This is a genomic window from Candidatus Enterovibrio escicola, assembly GCF_002464935.1.
GTDB classification, from domain to species: Bacteria; Pseudomonadota; Gammaproteobacteria; order Enterobacterales; family Vibrionaceae; genus Enterovibrio; species Enterovibrio escicola.
In genome coordinates, this window is sequence record NZ_NBYY01000009.1 from 170,845 (window position 1) to 189,531 (window position 18,687).

The window sequence follows — 18,687 nt, forward strand, 5'->3', positions numbered from 1 at the left end:
TGTTTGTCTAATTATCTCGCGATACTTACACCTTGTATTTTTGGCTCTAACTCTGGAATGAAAGCTTTTTACACGACCGCTGTTTGATTTTTAGATGCTTAGATTTTTATAAACTGAGTCCTGTAAACGCCCGTTTTATGGGCTTATTTTCCTCTTAATACAGGTCTAGTTCTCATGAACAAAATTAAACGTCGCCAACCTACTCCTAATTCTGTGTTTCCTGATTCAATCCCACTCTTGCTTCAACGCATTTATTCTAACCGTGGGGTAACAAACGTAGGTGAATTGGAGCTCGGTGCCAAAGGGCTTCACAGCTACAAAACACTGCATGGCATCGAACGTGCTGTATCTTTGATTGCCTTGGCTATTACTGAAGATCGAAGGATCATTATTGTAGGAGATTTTGATGCGGATGGTGCAACAAGTTCTGCGCTCTCAGTGAGAGCATTGCACATGATGGGATATCATAACGTGGACTATTTGGTTCCAAATCGTTTTGAAGATGGTTATGGGTTAAGCCCTAAACTGGTAGAAAAAGCTGCAATCAAAGGCGCAGAACTTATTATGACAGTCGATAATGGCGTGTCTGCGATTGAAGGCGTAGCGGCGGCAAAAGCTAGGGGTATTAAGGTGGTCGTGACTGATCATCATCTTCCTGGGTATGTACTCCCTGATGTGGATGCCATAGTAAACCCAAACCTTAGTGAGTGTAGATTCCCGTCTAAATCCCTGGCAGGGGTGGGAGTTGCCTTTTATTTGATGCTAGCATTACGTGCTTATCTACGTGACATCGACTGGTTTTCCGATAAAGGCTTTATAGAACCCAACCTTGCTGAATTGCTCGATCTTGTTGCATTAGGAACCGTAGCCGATGTGGTAGTTTTAGATACTAACAACCGTATTTTAGTACACCAAGGTTTGATGCGTATCCGAGCAGGTAAATGTCGACCTGGTATTCAAGCGCTGATTGAAGTAGCAAACCGCAACATGACAACGCTGGTTGCGAGTGACTTTGGCTTTTCGTTGGGACCAAGACTTAATGCAGCGGGTCGCTTGGATGACATGTCCTTTGGTGTGGAGTTACTATTATCTGAAGATTTATCAGTAGCTCGCCAAATGGCGAGTAAATTAGATGCTTTAAATCAAACACGTAAAATAATTGAACAAATCATGATAGGAGAAGCAATGGCGATTTGTGAACGCCTACAATGGGGTGAACAATCACATCTACCAAGTGCCCTTGCATTGTATCAACGTGAATGGCACCAAGGCGTGATTGGTATTGTCGCTTCTCGTATCAAAGATAAGTTCCATCGTCCGGTAATCGTATTCACGGATGATGAGAAAGGTATGATTAAAGGATCAGCCCGTTCAGTCTCAGGTTTGCATATTCGTGATACACTAAATCTCATTGATACCCAACATCCAGGGTTAATTAAGAAATTTGGTGGCCATGCAATGGCTGCGGGGTTAACCCTTGATAAAGTCGATTTTGAGTATTTTTCTCGTTTACTTGATGAAGCAGTACAAAATGTGATTACTGAAGATGAGTTGAAAGGTATATACCTTACTGACGGAGAATTGCTCCCAACAGAGATTTCTCTAGATATCGCAGAAGTATTACGCGCTCGTGATCCGTGGGGGAAGGGTTTTCCAGAACCCTTGTTCGATGGAAAATTTAAAATAATACACCAAAAACTGGTGGGTAGGAAACACCTCAAAATGAGGCTTAAACCTTTGATGGGTCGGCAAATAGTCGACGGTATAGCTTTCAACGTTGATTCACATAGTTGGCCAAATCCATCAGCTCAATTGGTGGAACTAGTATATCGCCTAGGTGTAAATGAATTTTGCGGTAACCGAAATGTTCAATTGATGGTTGAACATATGAGCGTGATATAACTAGTTCAAATTTTAGGTGTGAGAAACAAAAGAATGAAGCAGGTAGAGAATGTAGAAACAGTTCAACTGTCTATTATGGAACTGCTTGTGTTTTTCCTAGAGTTTCGGACTAGTTGCAATTTTTCCAAAAATTTCTTTCTAGGAAATTAAACCTATCCGATCTATGGCCATAAATCTTTCCTGTTTGATCTCTATCAAACTCTATTTATTATGGTAGAGATTCGATAGAATTAGAGAATCAAGACTAATTATAACTGCAAAAGTGACCATGTTTGAAATCAATCCGATTAGAAATCGCCTCTTAAACATTACGGAACGTACCAATGTCCTTAGGGGGTTTCTTTGACTATGAATCAAAAAAAGAGCGTCTAGACGAAGTTGATGTCGAACTGGAACAACCTAATGTGTGGAACACTCCTGAATGTGCAAAAGCCTTAGGCCGTGAGCGTGCATCGCTTGAATATGTGGTAAAAACTATCGTTTATCTGGAAAAAGGTGGCGAATACATCTGTGAATTACTGGAACTGGCAATTGAAGAAAACGATCAAAATACCTTTGATGAAATTGAACCTGAACTACGTAAGTTAGAATCTAGGCTCGAAAAGCTTGAATTCCGGCGTATGTTTCCAGGTGATCATGATAGTGTCGACTGCTATATAGATCTGCAGGCAGGTTCGGGCGGTACGGAAGCACAGGATTGGACATCGATAATGTTACGCATGTATCTGCGTTGGGCTTATTCGAAGGGCTTTACATCGGAAGTAATTGAAGTATCAGTGGGCGATGTAGCCGGATTGAAATCAGCGACTGTTCGTATCAGTGGGGAATTCGCATATGGCTGGTTGCGTACTGAAACGGGCGTTCACCGTTTGGTACGTAAATCTCCATTTGATTCTGGGCGTCGTCGCCATACTTCGTTTGCGTCGGCATTTATCTATCCGGAAGTGGATGATAATATTATTATCGATATCAATTCCTCTGATCTGCGTATTGACGTTTACAGGGCTTCAGGCGCGGGTGGTCAACATGTTAATACTACCGAATCAGCGGTTCGTATTACGCACGTACCAACCAACACTGTGGTACAGTGCCAAAATGATCGTAGCCAACACAAAAATAAAGACCAAGCGATGAAACAACTTCGGGCAAAACTATTTGAGCTGGAAACACACAGACAAAACGCGGAAAAACAAATGAGCGAAGATGCCAAGTCTGATATTGGTTGGGGTAGACAGATCCGTTCTTACGTTCTGGATGACTCGCGAATTAAGGATCTACGTACTGGCATTGAAAATCGTAATATTCAAGCGGTACTTGACGGTGATCTCGACAAGTTCATTGAAGCCAGCCTGAAATCAGGGTTGTAATTTTTAAGTTAATTTGAAGGGTTACTATGGATGAGCAATCCCAAGACGACAACAAACTGATTGCGGAGCGTCGCGGAAAACTAAACCACATTCGTCTCTCCTGCAAAGCAAATGGGCACCCGAACGATTTTCGTCGTGAGCACAAAGCAGAAGATCTTCTGGTTAAATTTGGCAAAAAGAGCAAAGAAGAGCTAGAAACACTTAAATATACAGTGACTGTTGCTGGTCGTATTAGGGTTAAACGTGGTCCTTTCTTTGTTCTACAAGATGTGAGTGGACATATTCAAACATATGCATCGAAAGACGTTCAGAAAGATCTAAAAGAAAAATACCACGGTCTAGACATTGGTGACATCATCGGTGTGAGAGGTACTCTGCACAAATCTAGCAAGAGTGATCTGTATGTGAATATGGAAGAATACCAGTTACTAACGAAGTCACTGCGTCCTCTACCAGAGAAATATCATGGATTATCGGACCAGGAGCAACGGTGCCGTCAACGTTATGTTGATCTGATCGTAAATGAAGATTCTCGTAATGTGTTTATTGTGCGTTCGAAAGTGGTACAGGCAATTCGTAACTTCATGACCGATAGAGATTTCATGGAGGTGGAAACTCCGATGATGCATAATATCCCTGGTGGTGCGTTAGCCCGTCCATTTGTTACCCAGCACAATGCTCTCGATCAAGAAATGTATCTGCGTATTGCACCTGAGTTGTACCTGAAGCGTCTAGTTGTGGGTGGTTTTGAACGTGTATTCGAGATTAATCGTAGCTTCCGTAACGAAGGTCTGTCTACGCGTCACAATCCAGAGTTTACTATGATGGAATTCTATATGGCGTATGCAGATTACAATGATCTGATGGATTTAACCGAAGAAATGTTAAATACCATAGCAACCGATGTGTTAGGATCTCCCATTATAACTCACGGTGATATAGAAGTAAATTTTAGTAATCCATATGTTCGTATGAGCATGCTAGATGCGATTAAACACTACAATCCAGATAACATGCTTATTCAAACACTAACGTATGAAGGCGTTCAGGATCGTGATCTGCTGGAGAGTATCGCAAGTGGTCTAGGTTTTCACGTTAAAAAGTTCTGGAACTGTGGTCAATTACTAGAAGAAATATTCGGTAAAACCGTAGAATCTAAACTGATCCAGCCCACCTTCATCACTGAATATCCCACTGAAATATCACCATTGGCTCGTCGTAATGACAAGAATGCACTCATCACAGACCGCTTCGAATTATTTGTTGGGGGTCGTGAAGTTGCTAACGGTTTCTCTGAGTTAAATGACGCAGAAGACCAAGATTATCGTTTTAAAAGACAAGTTAACGCAAAAGAGTCCGGTGATGACGAAGCGATGTTCTACGATGGAGATTATATAAATGCATTAGAACATGGCTTACCACCAACAGCAGGTCAAGGTATTGGTATTGATCGTTTAGTGATGTTGTTCACAAATACCCACACCATTCGTGATGTAATTCTGTTTCCCTCTATGCGTCTTCAAAATAGAATATAATTGTCTTCTTCACCTTGAAAAATAGCGAAACAAAGAATCCCGTTTATTTATCTCATGTCCTCTCGTGTGATTCATGATCTTTCGCTACATGAAAGATGTTGGTGAATGTTCACTATTTGAAAGCTTTCTAACGTTTCTATGCCACTTGTTCTAGCATGAATTCAGATAATAACTGCGATACTTATCGTATAACGTAAAAGAGAACGTTAACTAACCTGATCTACGCATAAAAAATGAACTAAATGCAAAAGTCGCGATCTGATCGTTTGAAAAAAACTATTCCCTGTATCAAGACTTTGGCATGAATAACTTAGACGCTGTTTTCGTCGATGTCGACGACTTCTGCCAGACTTACCTCCCTGCATGGGAAAAACACCTAATTTATTCCGATGTCAAACAAAGAAACAAACCTTCTCACCTCTCAGTTAGCAAAGTGATGACGATAGTGATAACTTTCCATCAATCTGGGTATTGAGACTTTAAAACTTATTACATCCGCTGTGATCTTACCTCACTCACCAACAGGTAAGGCCGACAGGGATTACCTTCGTTCATTCATACAAGATACAGGTTTATCACAATCTACGCATTCTCAGACATTAGGTTTTTAAATGGACCTAGAAGCGAGGAAAAGGCATGATGGGGTGGTTCTACGGCTTTAAATTATACCTTATTATCAATGATCAAGGTGGCATTATATTAGTCCAAGTAACTGACAGCTAACGTGGATGATAGAAAACCTGTATCGGAAATAGCTGATAAACTTTTGGGGTGTTTATACGGAGATAAAGGTTATATCGCTGCTCCATTGGAGCGGGAACTTGCAGACAAGGAAGTGATACTAATAACGGGTATGAAAAAGAATATGAAACCTAAAGTGAAAAACTTTGGGATTGCTTGATGCTTCGGAAACGATTTATTATTGAAACCGTTTTTGATCAACTAAAAAACATATCCCAAATCGAGCATTCTAGGCACCATAGTTGTATCAGCTTTATGGTCAACTTGCTGGCAGGGCTCATCGCGTATTCATTTTAACCAAAGAAGCCGAGCATCAAGATAACTAGTTTTTACAAGCAAGCGTTTATGCAGATCTGAGGTTAATTACGTGGATAAATAAATATCTAGTCGGCTTTGACGCCCCTAAGAATAGGGCACAATATGTACCCTCTTGTCGTACTTGAAGGATGCTATTTGATATACTGACTGACTGTCTTGTTGTGTGGGCTATGGCATATACGTGGTGGGTTTTATTGTTTTGATAAACATTATATCTATACAACTTCTCTAGGCAAGGTGGTGGAATTGGCTAGCACCGATACACGTAACTTAAACAGAGCAAAGTTTCCTAGCCACATAACCATCAATATCTAGATATTTTTAATCAGAATGAGTATCTCATTTTAGTTAAAATTTCCGATGGGGTTCGAGTAGAAAAGAAGGAGTAGGAAGATTAAATCTAAACCATCTGGAAAGGCATGCTTCGTTATATAGATTTTTTCTATGATAAACTCTAGTAATATAAAAATGAAAGGAATAACATTATGTTGGTTGTGGTTTCTCCTGCAAAAAGCTTAGATTTTAAATCACCATTGGCAACAAAACGTTTTACACAACCTATGCTGATCAAGCATGCTGAAGCTCTGATTGAGGTCTGTTGTAAACTCACGTCTGCCGATATTTCAGATCTGATGAATGTTAGTGATAAAATTGCAGGTTTTAATGCGATACGGTTCTCAGAATGGGATCCAAAATTCACCACAGAAAACTCACGTCAGGCGATACTAGCATTTAAAGGGGATGTATATACAAGCCTTAAATCAGAAACTATGAGTGATGCAGACTTCTCTTGGGCTCAAAATCACTTGCGCATTTTGTCAGGTTTGTATGGTTTGCTCCGTCCGCTAGATTTGATGCAACCCTACCGTTTGGAAATGGGCACGAAGCTGTCGAATGAACGTGGTAGTAATCTGTATCAGTTCTGGGGAGATATCATCACCAACAGATTGAATGAGGTGATATTAAGCCAAAATGATTGCATTCTAGTAAATCTCGCGTCGAAGGAATACTTCAAAGTAATCAAACCTATGATGTTAAAAGCACCCGTTATTACGCTTGTCTTTAAAGATTACAACAAGGGTCAGTATAAAGTGGTTAGTTTCTTTGCTAAAAAAGCCCGTGGTATGATGGCGCGCTATATCATCGATAAGCGTATTGATAGTGTGGAAGGGTTGAAGGCATTTAACCGAGCAGGTTACGAGTACTACGCTGAAGAATCAAGCGACAAAGAGATTGTGTTCATACGAAAAAATAATAATAGTATTTAACTTGAGGGATAAAAAATCCTACTCGTTTCATAGACAGGATTTCAAGCACCAACCCTATATACCTGAATAAGATGAAGGTAGTCGGCTTCAGAGCTCAACAGTTTATTTTTCAAGGAAAACACACAGTCTATTTGCTATCTAACAGCCATCTAACACCGACATAAGTGCATTCCGTAAAACCCGTTTACTGGCGTTATCCTAGGTGTCATTTTTTGTCCGATTTTATAGACATACTTATAAAGTCAGATTAATTAATTTCAGTTTCTTCAGACGATTTCTGATTACAAATACCACGTTCATGACGGCGCTCCCAATAGTCTGCATTTTTAATCCCCAATTTAACAGGATCGAAGGCATAATTAACCAAGCCTTCTTTTTGCTGACGTTCATAATCCTTCAGTGCCTTTATTGCTGGTTTACTGATGAAGAAAATGGTTATAATCCCTACGATATTAAGCCACGCCATCAGACCAACACCTATATCTCCTATAGCCCACGCTAAATTCGCGGTTCTGATTGTACCATAGAAAGCGACTGACACTAATATCACTCTCAGTACAAATGTCAGGTATGGAATTTTAATTCTTCTTCGAAGATATGCCACGTTAGTTTCCGCGATATAATAATACGCTAAAATGGTAGTGAACGCGAAAAAGAATAGCACGATTGCAATAAATAGTTTACCAAAACCAGGCAGAGTCCTTTCAATGGCAAGCTGCGTAAATATAGGGCCATTAGCCATGATGTCAGATGCCATATTTTGAATGATGAATCCTTCAGTTCCGTGTACATTGTATGCACCCGTGATCAGTATCATAAAAGCTGTCGCTGAGCAGATCAGAAGAGTATCAATGTAAATTGAAAAGGCTTGTACTAACCCTTGCTGTGCGGGATGCTCCACATTTGCCGCCGCCGCCGCATGTGGGCCTGTTCCTTGTCCTGCTTCATTGGAGTAAATGCCACGTTTAACACCCCAACCAATTGCTGCACCGAATCCCGCCATTGGTGAAAAAGCATCGGCGACAATTAGATAAATAATGTTGGGAACTTCAGTAATATTGAGTAAAATAATCACAAACGCGATAATGACGTAAGCCAGTGCCATAAAAGGAACTACGATTTGGGTGAAGTTAGCGATACGTTCCACACCTCCAAAAATGATTAAGCTGAGCATCACTGAAATAACGGCACCCGTGATGATTTTTGCTGTGCTGAAAGTTCCGATGGCGGTATCAATCATATCACCTGAGCCAAAGGCAGCTTCGATAGCATTACCGATGCTGTTTGACTGAACACCTGGCAGCAGTACACCACACGCAAATATGGTCGCTATCGCGAAAATCCATGCATACCATTTTTTACACATGGATTTTTCAATGTAGTAAGCAGGGCCACCTCGAAATTCGCCGTTATCTTCTTCTTTATAAATTTGTGCTAATGCCGATTCGGTGTAGGCAGTTGCTGCACCTAGGAAGGTAACCACCCACATCCAAAATACGGCTCCAGGACCACCAAATCCAATTGCCGTTGCAACCCCTGCAATGTTACCGGTACCGACCCGACCAGAGAGTGATATTGCTAGCGCTTGAAATGAGGAAATGCCTTTTCCAGAGCTTTTCCCTGAAAATATCAGATGACGCATTTCGTTGAATTGACGCAACTGAACAAAGCGTGTCAGGATAGAATAGAACAATCCCGTACTTAAACACATGTAAATTAGGACTGGACTCCAAATTATGCTATTTAGAACATCCACAAAAGATTGCATTACAAGATCCTTTTTATTATGATTCTCTGATCAGAATAGTTTTTGATCGATGATCAGGATTAGTCCTAAATGCTATTCATTATTAATATAATCAGTTATGATTATCGTCTTCACTCGTAAAATACGTATTCCAATACGAATAATTTACTTGGAAACAGAGCGATTGAATAAACACATTAGGATGTGAAGCTGGAAGCTGATTAACACGATTTTATGGAGTTACATCCTAATAAGCTATTCAGTTATTTTGCTTTCTTATTCCTCATTTTTACTTTCTCGGTAGTGACTTTATTTCGCACTTTTTTCTTTTTCTTTTTAAAGTTCGGTTTTTTATGTGACGGTTTTAGCCCTTCTACATAACGTTCCTTTATCGCCTCATCCATATAACGACTAATGCGATCCATCATGGATTGATCGTGTGCTTCTACCAAGGAAATGGCACTGCCTTTTTTACCAGCCCGGGCGGTACGACCAATACGGTGTAAATAAACTTCGGCTGTGTGTGGCAAATCGTAGTTAATAACATGGCTGATATCCAGAATGTCGATCCCGCGTGCAGCGACATCAGTAGCTAGTAAAATATTAATTTCACCATTGGAGAAGCGCCTGATGGCATTGATACGTTTAACTTGTGCCATTTCGCCTTGCAGCCAACCACATTTAGTTTTGCGAGCTTCTAGGACATCACGTAGTACGGCCAAACGTTCGCGGGTTTTCACAAAGATGATTGCACGTTGAACTTGGTCTGCCAGTATTGTAGTTAGCAATGTGTTTTTGTGCTTTAGATCATCACAGCGAAGGTACCATTGTGTGATTTTTTTACGTTCACGACGTGGTGGTGATACAGTTATTTCGACCTGATTGGTGAGGATCTTTTGTTTGAAATCAAGTATTCCTTTACCTTCAAGCGTTGCTGAGCACAGAAAACTCTGTTTACGCCCGTGACATTCTTCTGACACGCGATCAACGATTGAGCTAAAGCCCATGTCCAACATACGGTCAGCCTCATCTAGTATCAAACTTTCTATCGCGCGACAGTTGAAACGTTCAGCTTCAATGTATTCCATCAGACGACCAGGCGTCGCAACTACGATATCTTGGGTTTTACTGAGGGCCTCTGCATGTTTTTGATAAGAGATACCACCAGTGATGGTCATGATTTTCAATACGGTATGTTTCGCCAGTTCACAGGCATGATCCGCTACTTGGTTCGCTAGTTCACGGGTTGGAGTTAGGATTAATACCCGTGCAGAGCCCATTTTATTTCTCGGAAAATCTAGCAGATGTTGCAGTGCTGGAAGCAAAAACGCAGCGGTTTTACCTGTTCCTGTTGGTGCTGAAGCCAGTATATCACGGCCGTCCATAGCATGAGGAATTACATCAGCCTGAATTGATGTTGGTCGCTCAAAGCCCATTTCTTTCAGCGCTAAGAGGAGTTGTGGATCCAGTTCTAGTTCAGCAAAAGTTATCATGTGTTCTTTCTCCACCAAAAATAAGGAGCGAAATATAGAGGCTCTTTCAAGTACGATTATCACGTTGTGATTATAAAACCTCTGGTTAATGCAATTAAGGTTGTCGGAATACGCCTAAATTCAGGTCTGAAGTGTGTTAATTTTAAATTAAGCTACTTACGTAATTTTTTAAAAACAACGGTAAACTTCTTAAACCCTAAACGTTTCTTAGGCCGATGATCGATCCCTACTTGAGCCAAGGTAATCTCTTTATTGGTGAACATTCTTAAATCTGTCTCCTTTCTTTACGTACGGTCTCAAAAGCCCATTAGCATTTTCTCCTCGTTCCCCTTAAAAATAAGGGTGGATAAAGTAAATCTCAACATCCACAGCTTTTGCTATCTTTCATGATGAATAAACTCTCGACTATTATCTGCCATAATCGTATGGTCATCCTTTTTGTATGGAATTAGTAAATCAATTATCGCTGTAGTGACATCCTCTGCCGATTTTAATGCCACTGTTTTAATTAAATAAAACCAGCTCTTACGTGCTAATATCATGACGATAGATCTTGCCTCCTTACTATTTATCGGCTGCGACAAAATAATAAATCCACTAATGGTGGACGGACGCTCCTACATTAGTTAGTGCGTGCGATATCTAGTCAGAGACTCCAGTTGTTTTCAAGTAACAGATAAACGAAAACTCTTTTATTTATTGATATCTTGTAGTTGCTTGTTAGCTTACGATTATTCACCGATATATTTTGAGCAATTTTAGAGCAATAAGTAACCGTTATTACGGTCACCTTTTCAGCTCTCAATAAACTGGGAAACTCTGAAGCTTGATTTCCTTTGCGATATCCGCCACTGGAATTCCACGTTTTAAAAGAGCTTTAATTTGGTACTTCTTCCCGCAACCAACTGCTGATAATTTATGCTAGTACTGCTTATTTTCTTGGAGAGAAGAGCGTACTACTTTCTAGAATTGGCTGATTTTGTTGATTGAATTAGGCCTATAACGTACTGCTCCCAATCTTTTTTACAGTCTTAATTTATCTGCTAGCGAACAGGTATACTGAGTCTTATAACTTTATTCATCCCTTTCATATTTACCAGCGCTTTACTAACTTGAGCATGGCAATTACGAAGAGTGAGTTCAGGAGCAAACAACTGTTCATAACGACACATGGCTGTCTCTGCTAATGAGCGTTTATGATAATCCCTGTCCTTTTTCGACTCCGACGGTTTGTTCCTTTCAACGCCTGTACAGCTTCATTTTTAGAATTTCTTTCCTCCCTGTACCCCGCGGTACTTCGAGGTGGAATACTGGGCGTTATTCCTTTCTTTTTCAGTACGTGGTGATATGCTCTTGTGTCATAGGCTCCATCAGCACTGACTTGCTGTATCTTTCATCGGAATGGGTGGAAAAATGTAGGTAAAACCTCATTGTCACCTACAGAAACTAGGCTGATTTCTTCAGCAATAACTTCATGAGTAGACACATCAACGGCAAGATGAAGTTTGCGACAGATACGTCGCTTCTCCTTGCCGTCTTTATGTATTTTCCATTTGCTTTCTCCGTATACTTTTAGGCCTGTGGTATCAATAACGACGTGGATAACTGCTCCTCAACTCGGCAAACGATACTTACTTTCTACGGTCTTCGATCGCTTACTAATGCAGGTGTATGTAGGAAATTTCAGCAGGATATTCATCAACGTAAAAACTGAATTGAGAAAGCCTTCTAATCCCCGACGTGGGCGCTTAAAAATACCTTTCACCATCAATGCCGTTTCAATCGAGATATCCGAAAATATAAACCCATGCCCACGATGACCATGATGCTTTAGACAATACCATACCTTAAAATACCATACCTTAATAGTAGTGTCTTCTATACCAAAAAGTGACTGAGCCTCAGTTTACTAATGCTTGATTATATTGTTACCAGCTGCTGATCTTGTGCTGGGCCTTTCCCATCATCACCTCCAGCTTAATTCCATGATGATCTGATCGTAGGAATTGTGATTAGTTCAGATATTTGGAAAATAACACCAATTAAGACTGTAAAAAAGATTTGGATCAATGCATTATGCATTTAATTTAATCAACAACACTTAGTTGGCTTACTCTATCTACGATAGAGCATAAGTATCTCAGTTATTATCTGAATTTGGGGGTATGCTTGGGAGCCTAGATTAAAGAAAAATCATTACTCACGCATTTTGTTATTGTGGAAGAAAAATATTCAATTTATTTATCAATCGGTTATCCATATTTAATGTTACATTTTGATAGATGAAGGGTCTCAATATATACGATATCCTTTCCGAAGATAAAATAAATTGTTGGCAATCTCTATAACACAACTCATAATAAGAGGGGCAATTTAACCCTCTAGATACACTTTAAACGACTCAATCTGAAAACGATTAGATACTTAAAATTAACGGAAATACACGACAAAGTGATTGCTACATTCATTGAACGTGAATATTCCATTTAAATCATAATCAACTTATTAAATACATGAGCAAATATAATCAAACATCTAACAGTTACAATTCTATATTTCATACCACGTCTTCCGTAGACTCTAAATAAAGGATAACTATTGCAAGTCTATTTACATGGTTGTCTTAGCATCCTACCTTTAGCGAAATTTTCGTATAAATTCAATACGTTTTTAGGTGTAACTTGGAACGAAAACAGTTTACTTTTCCATAATAGTCCCAATCACCCACCGAGCTACCCTACCACTTCCTTCAATTCATTGTGATACCGTACCTTTCTGTGCCTCTTGTTGCAGAAAACTGATTTGAATCATACCCCATTTATATTCATGGCAAGATCACGCTGCCAATGCTTAGGTTATCCTCACCGGATCCCTGAAATAACAGTATGGGGGCTGTCGTCAATCGTCCTTGTTTACCCCACCAATCAGACGTTGACCCTGAGGTAGATTGATATGCTGTGATTTCTACAATAAATCTATATTCTCCAAGCATTCTCTTCCTGTTATTACACCCCTTTATAGTCGAATAACATCGCACGTTGCAAAACTCTAGTTTGATATTCATTAGCATTGATCTCTTCACGGGCGATACAATGCGCTAATTTACGGTGTTGTTGATTAAATCGATCTTATAACGCACTGATCTCAATTCCTTTTACAGTCTTAATTTGTCTGCTGGAAAATAGGCATACCGAGTCTTAGAACTTTGTTCATCGCTTTTACATTTGATAGCGCTTCACTAACTTTATCATTATAATTAACCTCAGGTCTGCATAAGCCCTTGCTTATAAAACTGAGTCATCTTGATGCTCAGCTTCTTTAGTTGAAATGAATACGCGATGAGCTATGCCAGCAAGTTACCCATAAAACTAATACAACTACGGTGCTGAGAATGCTCGATTGTGATATATTTTTTAGTTGGGTAAAAACGGTTTTAATAATAAATCATTTTCGGAGTATCAAGCGGTTCCAAAGTTTCATCACTTTGGGTTTCATATTTTTTCATACCCGTTATCAGTGTCACTCCCTTGTCTGCAAGTTCCCACTCAAATGGAGTGGCGATATAACCTTTATCTCCGTATAAACACTCCAAAGCTCATCAACCATTTCCGATACAAGCTTTCTATCATCCAAGTTAGCCGTCGTCACTTTGACTGAGATAATACCACCTTGGTCATTGATAATGAGGTGTAATTGGAAACCGTAAAACCACCCCATCGTTCCTTTTTCTCGCTTCGCAGTACCTTTAAAAACCTGATGTCTGAGAATGCGTAGGTTGTGACAAACCTGTAGCTTAGACGAATCAACGAAGGTAATCCCTGACGGTGAAATAAATTGGAACCAGAAGAGCCTGTATGAGCTTGAACATTCGCGTGTAGCTAAGTAATTCAGGAAATTCGTTGGTGAGTAAGAAGAAAACAAAGTGAATGTAATAGGTTTTGAAGTATCAATACCAAAATTGATGAAAGATTATCCCTATCGTCATCACTCCGCTAACTGAGAGGTAAGAACGTTTGTTTCTTTGTTTGACACCGGAAGAAATTAGGTGTTTTTCTCATGCAGAGAGGAAAATCTAGTAGAAGTCGTCAATATCGACGAAAACAGCGTCTAAGTTATTCATGCCAAGTCCTGATTCGGTCGATAGTTCTTTTTAAACGATCAGATTGTGACTGGGGCATTCAGTTTATTTCTTATGCGCAGCTCAGGTTAATTTATCATCGATGACCGTTCTTTATTAACGAGAAAATACATTCCAAATAGAGCATTATCGATACCGAATTGGGAGGAGATTTATAGTCCACCTGAATTTCTAAACTTATTATTTAACCGTTCCACACAAAAAACCTAACCTTAAGGTCAGTGGTGAAAGTTATTGCTTTAAAGGTAAAAAGGAAACAAGTGTAGTACCTGCAATCTTAGACACTGGAAATAAGTGAAATTAATTACATTGGTAAGTCAATTCTGGATCCGCTATAATAGCGTAAAATAGATTAATTTAAGTCGGCGTTAATATCCCTTACCAGATCTCCAGAAGTAGATTCTTTCCGGTAGAAATACCGTGCGCAATTCAATCTTGAAGATCGACGTGATTGATAAAAGTAGACAGCTACAGTAGGCATTTTAAACTCACTTCAAATCTTGCCCAACGAAATCGTGCTTACACGGGTATTTTTATCCCCAAATTTGCTACCATCCTACATCCAGCACATTCCTGAAAACTAAATGAGAATAGACATGAAGATTGGTATCATAGGAGCCATAGACCAAGAAATTAATCTACTAAAATACAAAATCAACAATTGTCAACTACAAGAAATTTATTGCCTCAAATTCTATACTGGCACACTTAACAATGTGGATATCATTCTTCTTCAATCAGGCATTGGTAAAGTAGCCGCTGCCATTGCTACCTCGGTACTGCTTGATCGATTTAAACCCTCCACGATCATTAACATCGGTTCTGCCGGAAGCTTCGATTCTTCTTTGGATTTAGGTGATATCGTGATGGCCACCGAGGTGGCATATCACGATGTCGACGTCACTGCTTTTGACTACATTATAGGTCAAATGGCTGGTCAACCTGCGACTTTCACATCTGATGAAAGATTGATGGAAGTTGCAGAAAAAGCACTAACCTCAATGGTACCCATACCGCATGCCGTTCGTGGTATGATCTGCACAGGTGATAGTTTTGTTCACACCGATAAGCATAAAAACTACATTCGTAAACACTTCCAGAATGTGATAGCTGTTGAAATGGAAGCGGCTGCTGTTGCCCAAACATGTCACCAGTTCAGAGTACCCTTCGTGGTGATACGAGCTATTTCCGATCTAGCCGACAAAAAGTCACCAACGACGTTTAAAACGTTCCTACCATTGGCAGCAAAAAACTCGAGTACACTGATAGAAAAAATGATCTATTTACTTGATTCAGGATGACTGAAATCACCACACATTTTGATATCTTGCCGGTGTTGTGGATTAAATCAGGCCTATAACGGACTGATCCCAATTTTTTTACAGTCTTAATTTGTTTGTTGGCGAACAAACATAGCGAGTCTTATAATTTTATTCATCGCTTTCATATTTGCCAGCCATTTACTAACTTGAGCATTATAATAACGAAGAATGAGTTTAGTCCTGAGCAACTGTTTATAGCGAAACATTGCTGTCTCTGCTAATAATTGTTTGTGATAAGCCCTATCCTTTTTCCACTCCGCCTGTTTGTCTTCTTTCAACACTTTTACAGCCTCATTTCTAGGATGCCCTTCCTCCCAGTACCCCGCGTTGCTTCGAGGTGGAATACTGGGTGTTATTCTTTTTTTTTTCAGTACGGGGTGACATGCTCTTGTGTCATTGGCTCCATCAGCACTGACTTGCTGAGTCTTTCGTCGTAATGAGTTAAGCAATGTAGCTAAAACCTCATTGTCACCTACAGAGACTAGGCTGATTTCTTCAGCAATAACTTCATGAGTAGACACATCAACGGCAAGATGAAGTTTACGCCAAATACGCCACTTATTTTTATCCTGTTTACGTGTTTTCCATTCGCCTTCACCGTATACTTTTAGGCCTGTGGCGTCAATAACGACGTGCTCGACAGCGCCTCTAGTAGGCAAACGGGACTTAATTTCTATGGTCTTTAATCTCTTGCTAATGCACGTGTGTGTATGGGATCTCAGCGGATACTCATCAACGGAAAAACCGAATTGAGAAAGCCTTATAATCCACGAATAGAGAGATTAAAAATATCTTTCACCATCAGTGTTCTTTCAATTACGGTATCCAAAAAGTGACTGAGCTTCGGTTTACTAATGCTTCATTATATTGTTTCCAGTTGCTGATCTTATGCTTGGCCTTTCCCCTCATCACCTCCCGCTTAATTCCATGATGAACTAATCGCAGGCATTGCGATTAGTTCAGATATTTGGGAAACTACACCTTCAAAACTCTCACGGCAGACAACAGTACAGAATTCGCCGGTCAATAAGGAGGTTGCTAAAATCAACAGATGTTGATTTAAATTTTACTAAACCTTATCGATCAAGTGATCGGAGACTAAATGAGCATACAGATGGTCTGACAAGGAAACTCTCACCAAGAGGAACTGACTTCAACGAAATCAGTAATGAGGAAATTACCAAGATAAAACATAGCCTAAACACACGTGGTAGAGCGAGTTTTTGGTATCGCTCTCCGAACAATGTTCTTTCAGAGTATTTAATAGCAGTTTAAGATATAACACCTGTGCATTTCACTTAACGGAGGGCGTAGCAGTTCCGAGTTTATGTGATCTCGGACTCGACCATCACGAGTTGTATCCTGATAAGTTTCGAGTGTTTATTTTTACTTCTTAAGTCAAAGTCAGTTTCATTGCGCGTAGCCTGATCTTCATTTGATTAAAAATCAAGAATATTCAAGTTGATTGAGTATATAAGTCTAACTGATTTCAAGAATCATAGCGATTCAAGTAATATGTTATTTTACGAAAGATTTCTTATTTTGGAGGAGCGATAAACTATGACGAGTATTGAGGCCGCGTTAGCTGAAATTAAACGTGGTGTGGAGGAATTGATTACAGAAGAAGCGTTAATTACAAAACTAAAAGAGAACCGTCCTCTTCGTATCAAGATGGGTGCAGATCCAACGGCACCCGACATTCACTTGGGTCACACTGTGATAATAAATAAACTGCGTACATTCCAAGTGTTGGGTCATGAAGTAATCTTCCTCATCGGTGACTATACCGCAATGGTCGGAGACCCAAGTGGAAAAAATTTCACACGCCCTACGCTGAGCCGTGAGCAGGTTCTGAGTAACGCAGAAACCTACAAAGAACAGATTTTCAAAATTCTAGACCCTGAAAAAACCCGTATTGAATTCAACTCAAACTGGTTACGGCAGTTGGGGACTGAGGGTATGATCCGTCTAGCAGCAAGCTCTACGGTTGCGCGGATGCTTGAACGTGACGATTTTAAAAAGCGTTACAGCAACAAGCAACCAATCTCTATTCACGAATTCATTTACCCGTTGCTGCAAGGATATGACTCAGTGGCTCTGGAAGCTGATATTGAATTAGGAGGTACCGATCAGAAATTTAACTTATTGATGGGGCGTGAATTGCAGAGAAAAAACGATCAATCTCTACAGATTGTGATAACGATGCCTCTGCTGATAGGTTTGGACGGAGTTAGAAAGATGTCCAAGTCAGCCAATAACTACATTGGTATTAGCGATGCACCTGATGAGATGTTTGGTAAGATAATGTCTATTCCAGATGATTTGATGTGGAATTACTATGAACTGCTATCTTTCCGATCGTTGAACGAAATTGAGCAGTTAAAAACTGATATTATAAACGGGAAAAATCCCCGAGATGTGAAAATTGCGTTAGCGAAAGAAATTCTGGTACGTTTCCACCTTGAAGTGGATGCGGAAGTGGTAGAAGCAAATTTCAACAACCGTTTCCAGAAAGGTGCAATACCGCATGAAATATCTGAGTTTTCCTTCCACCATGGTTTAGCGATTGCCAACCTGCTAAAAAATGCAGATTTGGTAGGTTCCACCTCAGATGCAATGCGTATGATCCGACAAGGAGGTGTGAAGATAAATGGAGAAAAAGTTGATGATACCAAGCTAATACCTGCTGTAGGTACTGCGGTTTACCAAGTCGGTAAGCGTAGATTTGCTCGTATCACGCTGGCATGATCATAAAATATACGCCTATTCAATACTGCTCTTATCTGATAATCAACTCTTCAGCACTTCTTCTCAATCGACTTCCTGTTTAAGAAAAGTACCTGATGTTTTACGGTG

Annotated in this window: 10 protein-coding genes and 5 pseudogenes; 8 read left to right on the top strand and 7 right to left on the bottom strand. The window is 39.9% G+C overall.

The window, feature by feature from the left end:
- The first annotated feature begins 174 nt into the window (after positions 1 to 174).
- The 5 genes and pseudogenes from recJ to yaaA all read left to right on the top strand — a co-directional run bounded on the left by recJ (position 175) and on the right by yaaA (position 7,131).
- A complete protein-coding gene (recJ, locus tag BTN49_RS02445) occupies positions 175 to 1,902 on the top strand; it encodes a single-stranded-DNA-specific exonuclease RecJ (protein WP_097355866.1) in 1,728 nt (575 codons plus the stop codon).
- 268 nt (positions 1,903 to 2,170) lie between these two features.
- Positions 2,171 to 3,269, top strand: a protein-coding gene (gene prfB / locus BTN49_RS02450; protein ID WP_097355867.1) for a peptide chain release factor 2 whose coding sequence is annotated in 2 segments (ribosomal slippage) — positions 2,171 to 2,245 and positions 2,247 to 3,269 — 1,098 coding nt in all. Because the reading frame shifts where the segments join, the coding sequence is not laid out codon by codon here.
- A gap of 26 nt (positions 3,270 to 3,295) precedes the next feature.
- Positions 3,296 to 4,804: a lysine--tRNA ligase gene (lysS, locus tag BTN49_RS02455; RefSeq protein WP_097355868.1), complete on the top strand. Its 1,509-nt coding sequence runs from the start codon at positions 3,296 to 3,298 to the stop codon at positions 4,802 to 4,804.
- Positions 4,805 to 5,105: 301 nt separating this feature from the next.
- A pseudogene (locus BTN49_RS02460) lies at positions 5,106 to 5,842 on the top strand (IS982 family transposase).
- Positions 5,843 to 6,348: 506 nt separating this feature from the next.
- The gene (gene yaaA, locus BTN49_RS02465) at positions 6,349 to 7,131 is read left to right on the top strand and encodes a peroxide stress protein YaaA (protein ID WP_097355869.1); all 783 of its coding nucleotides are present in this window, start codon (positions 6,349 to 6,351) and stop codon (positions 7,129 to 7,131) included.
- A gap of 247 nt (positions 7,132 to 7,378) precedes the next feature.
- On the opposite strand, the gene BTN49_RS02470 is transcribed toward yaaA, so the two are convergent.
- The 4 genes and pseudogenes from BTN49_RS02470 to BTN49_RS02485 form a co-directional block, all read right to left on the bottom strand.
- Entirely contained in the window at positions 7,379 to 8,899 is a 1,521-nt protein-coding gene (locus BTN49_RS02470; protein ID WP_097355870.1) for an alanine/glycine:cation symporter family protein, read from the bottom strand.
- Positions 8,900 to 9,141: 242 nt separating this feature from the next.
- Positions 9,142 to 10,371: an ATP-dependent RNA helicase SrmB gene (srmB, locus tag BTN49_RS02475; RefSeq protein ID WP_097355871.1), complete on the bottom strand. Its 1,230-nt coding sequence runs from the start codon at positions 10,369 to 10,371 to the stop codon at positions 9,142 to 9,144.
- 152 nt (positions 10,372 to 10,523) lie between these two features.
- Positions 10,524 to 11,291 (bottom strand): annotated as a pseudogene (locus BTN49_RS02480) (IS30 family transposase).
- 123 nt (positions 11,292 to 11,414) lie between these two features.
- Positions 11,415 to 12,335, bottom strand: a pseudogene (locus tag BTN49_RS02485) (IS5 family transposase).
- A 421-nt stretch (positions 12,336 to 12,756) separates the two neighbouring features.
- Here BTN49_RS02485 and BTN49_RS17115 point away from each other — a divergent pair.
- On the top strand, positions 12,757 to 12,861 hold the full coding sequence (locus tag BTN49_RS17115) for an IS1 family transposase (RefSeq protein WP_146679074.1): 105 nt from the start codon (positions 12,757 to 12,759) through the stop codon (positions 12,859 to 12,861).
- Positions 12,862 to 13,195: 334 nt separating this feature from the next.
- On the opposite strand, the gene BTN49_RS13735 is transcribed toward BTN49_RS17115, so the two are convergent.
- Together BTN49_RS13735 and BTN49_RS21740 are read right to left on the bottom strand one after the other, a co-directional pair.
- On the bottom strand, positions 13,196 to 13,363 hold the full coding sequence (locus BTN49_RS13735; RefSeq protein WP_158523572.1) for a hypothetical protein: 168 nt from the start codon (positions 13,361 to 13,363) through the stop codon (positions 13,196 to 13,198).
- A 270-nt stretch (positions 13,364 to 13,633) separates the two neighbouring features.
- Positions 13,634 to 14,443, bottom strand: a pseudogene (locus BTN49_RS21740) (IS982 family transposase).
- Positions 14,444 to 15,105: 662 nt separating this feature from the next.
- Between BTN49_RS21740 and BTN49_RS02495 the strand changes: the two are divergent.
- Positions 15,106 to 15,810 carry a 5'-methylthioadenosine/adenosylhomocysteine nucleosidase gene (locus tag BTN49_RS02495; RefSeq protein ID WP_097355872.1) on the top strand — a complete coding sequence of 235 codons (705 nt, stop codon included), beginning with the start codon at positions 15,106 to 15,108 and terminating at the stop codon, positions 15,808 to 15,810.
- 86 nt (positions 15,811 to 15,896) lie between these two features.
- Here BTN49_RS02495 and BTN49_RS02500 read toward each other — a convergent pair.
- Positions 15,897 to 16,740, bottom strand: a pseudogene (locus BTN49_RS02500) (IS5 family transposase).
- Between the two features lie 651 nt (positions 16,741 to 17,391).
- On the opposite strand from BTN49_RS02500, the gene tyrS reads away from it, so the two are divergent.
- Positions 17,392 to 18,579, top strand: a complete 1,188-nt coding sequence (gene tyrS / locus BTN49_RS02505; RefSeq protein ID WP_097355873.1) for a tyrosine--tRNA ligase — start codon at positions 17,392 to 17,394, stop codon at positions 18,577 to 18,579.
- The last annotated feature ends 108 nt before the right edge of the window (positions 18,580 to 18,687 follow it).

Coding starts and splice junctions, on each gene's coding strand:
- yaaA (WP_097355869.1), top strand. CDS start 6,349: ATGTTGGTTGTGGTTTCTCCTGCAAAAAGCTTAGATTTTAAATCACCA.
- BTN49_RS02470 (WP_097355870.1), bottom strand. CDS start 8,899: ATGCAATCTTTTGTGGATGTTCTAAATAGCATAATTTGGAGTCCAGTC.
- srmB (WP_097355871.1), bottom strand. CDS start 10,371: ATGATAACTTTTGCTGAACTAGAACTGGATCCACAACTCCTCTTAGCG.
- tyrS (WP_097355873.1), top strand. CDS start 17,392: ATGACGAGTATTGAGGCCGCGTTAGCTGAAATTAAACGTGGTGTGGAG.
- lysS (WP_097355868.1), top strand. CDS start 3,296: ATGGATGAGCAATCCCAAGACGACAACAAACTGATTGCGGAGCGTCGC.
- BTN49_RS02495 (WP_097355872.1), top strand. CDS start 15,106: ATGAAGATTGGTATCATAGGAGCCATAGACCAAGAAATTAATCTACTA.
- recJ (WP_097355866.1), top strand. CDS start 175: ATGAACAAAATTAAACGTCGCCAACCTACTCCTAATTCTGTGTTTCCT.
- BTN49_RS13735 (WP_158523572.1), bottom strand. CDS start 13,363: ATGCTTGGAGAATATAGATTTATTGTAGAAATCACAGCATATCAATCT.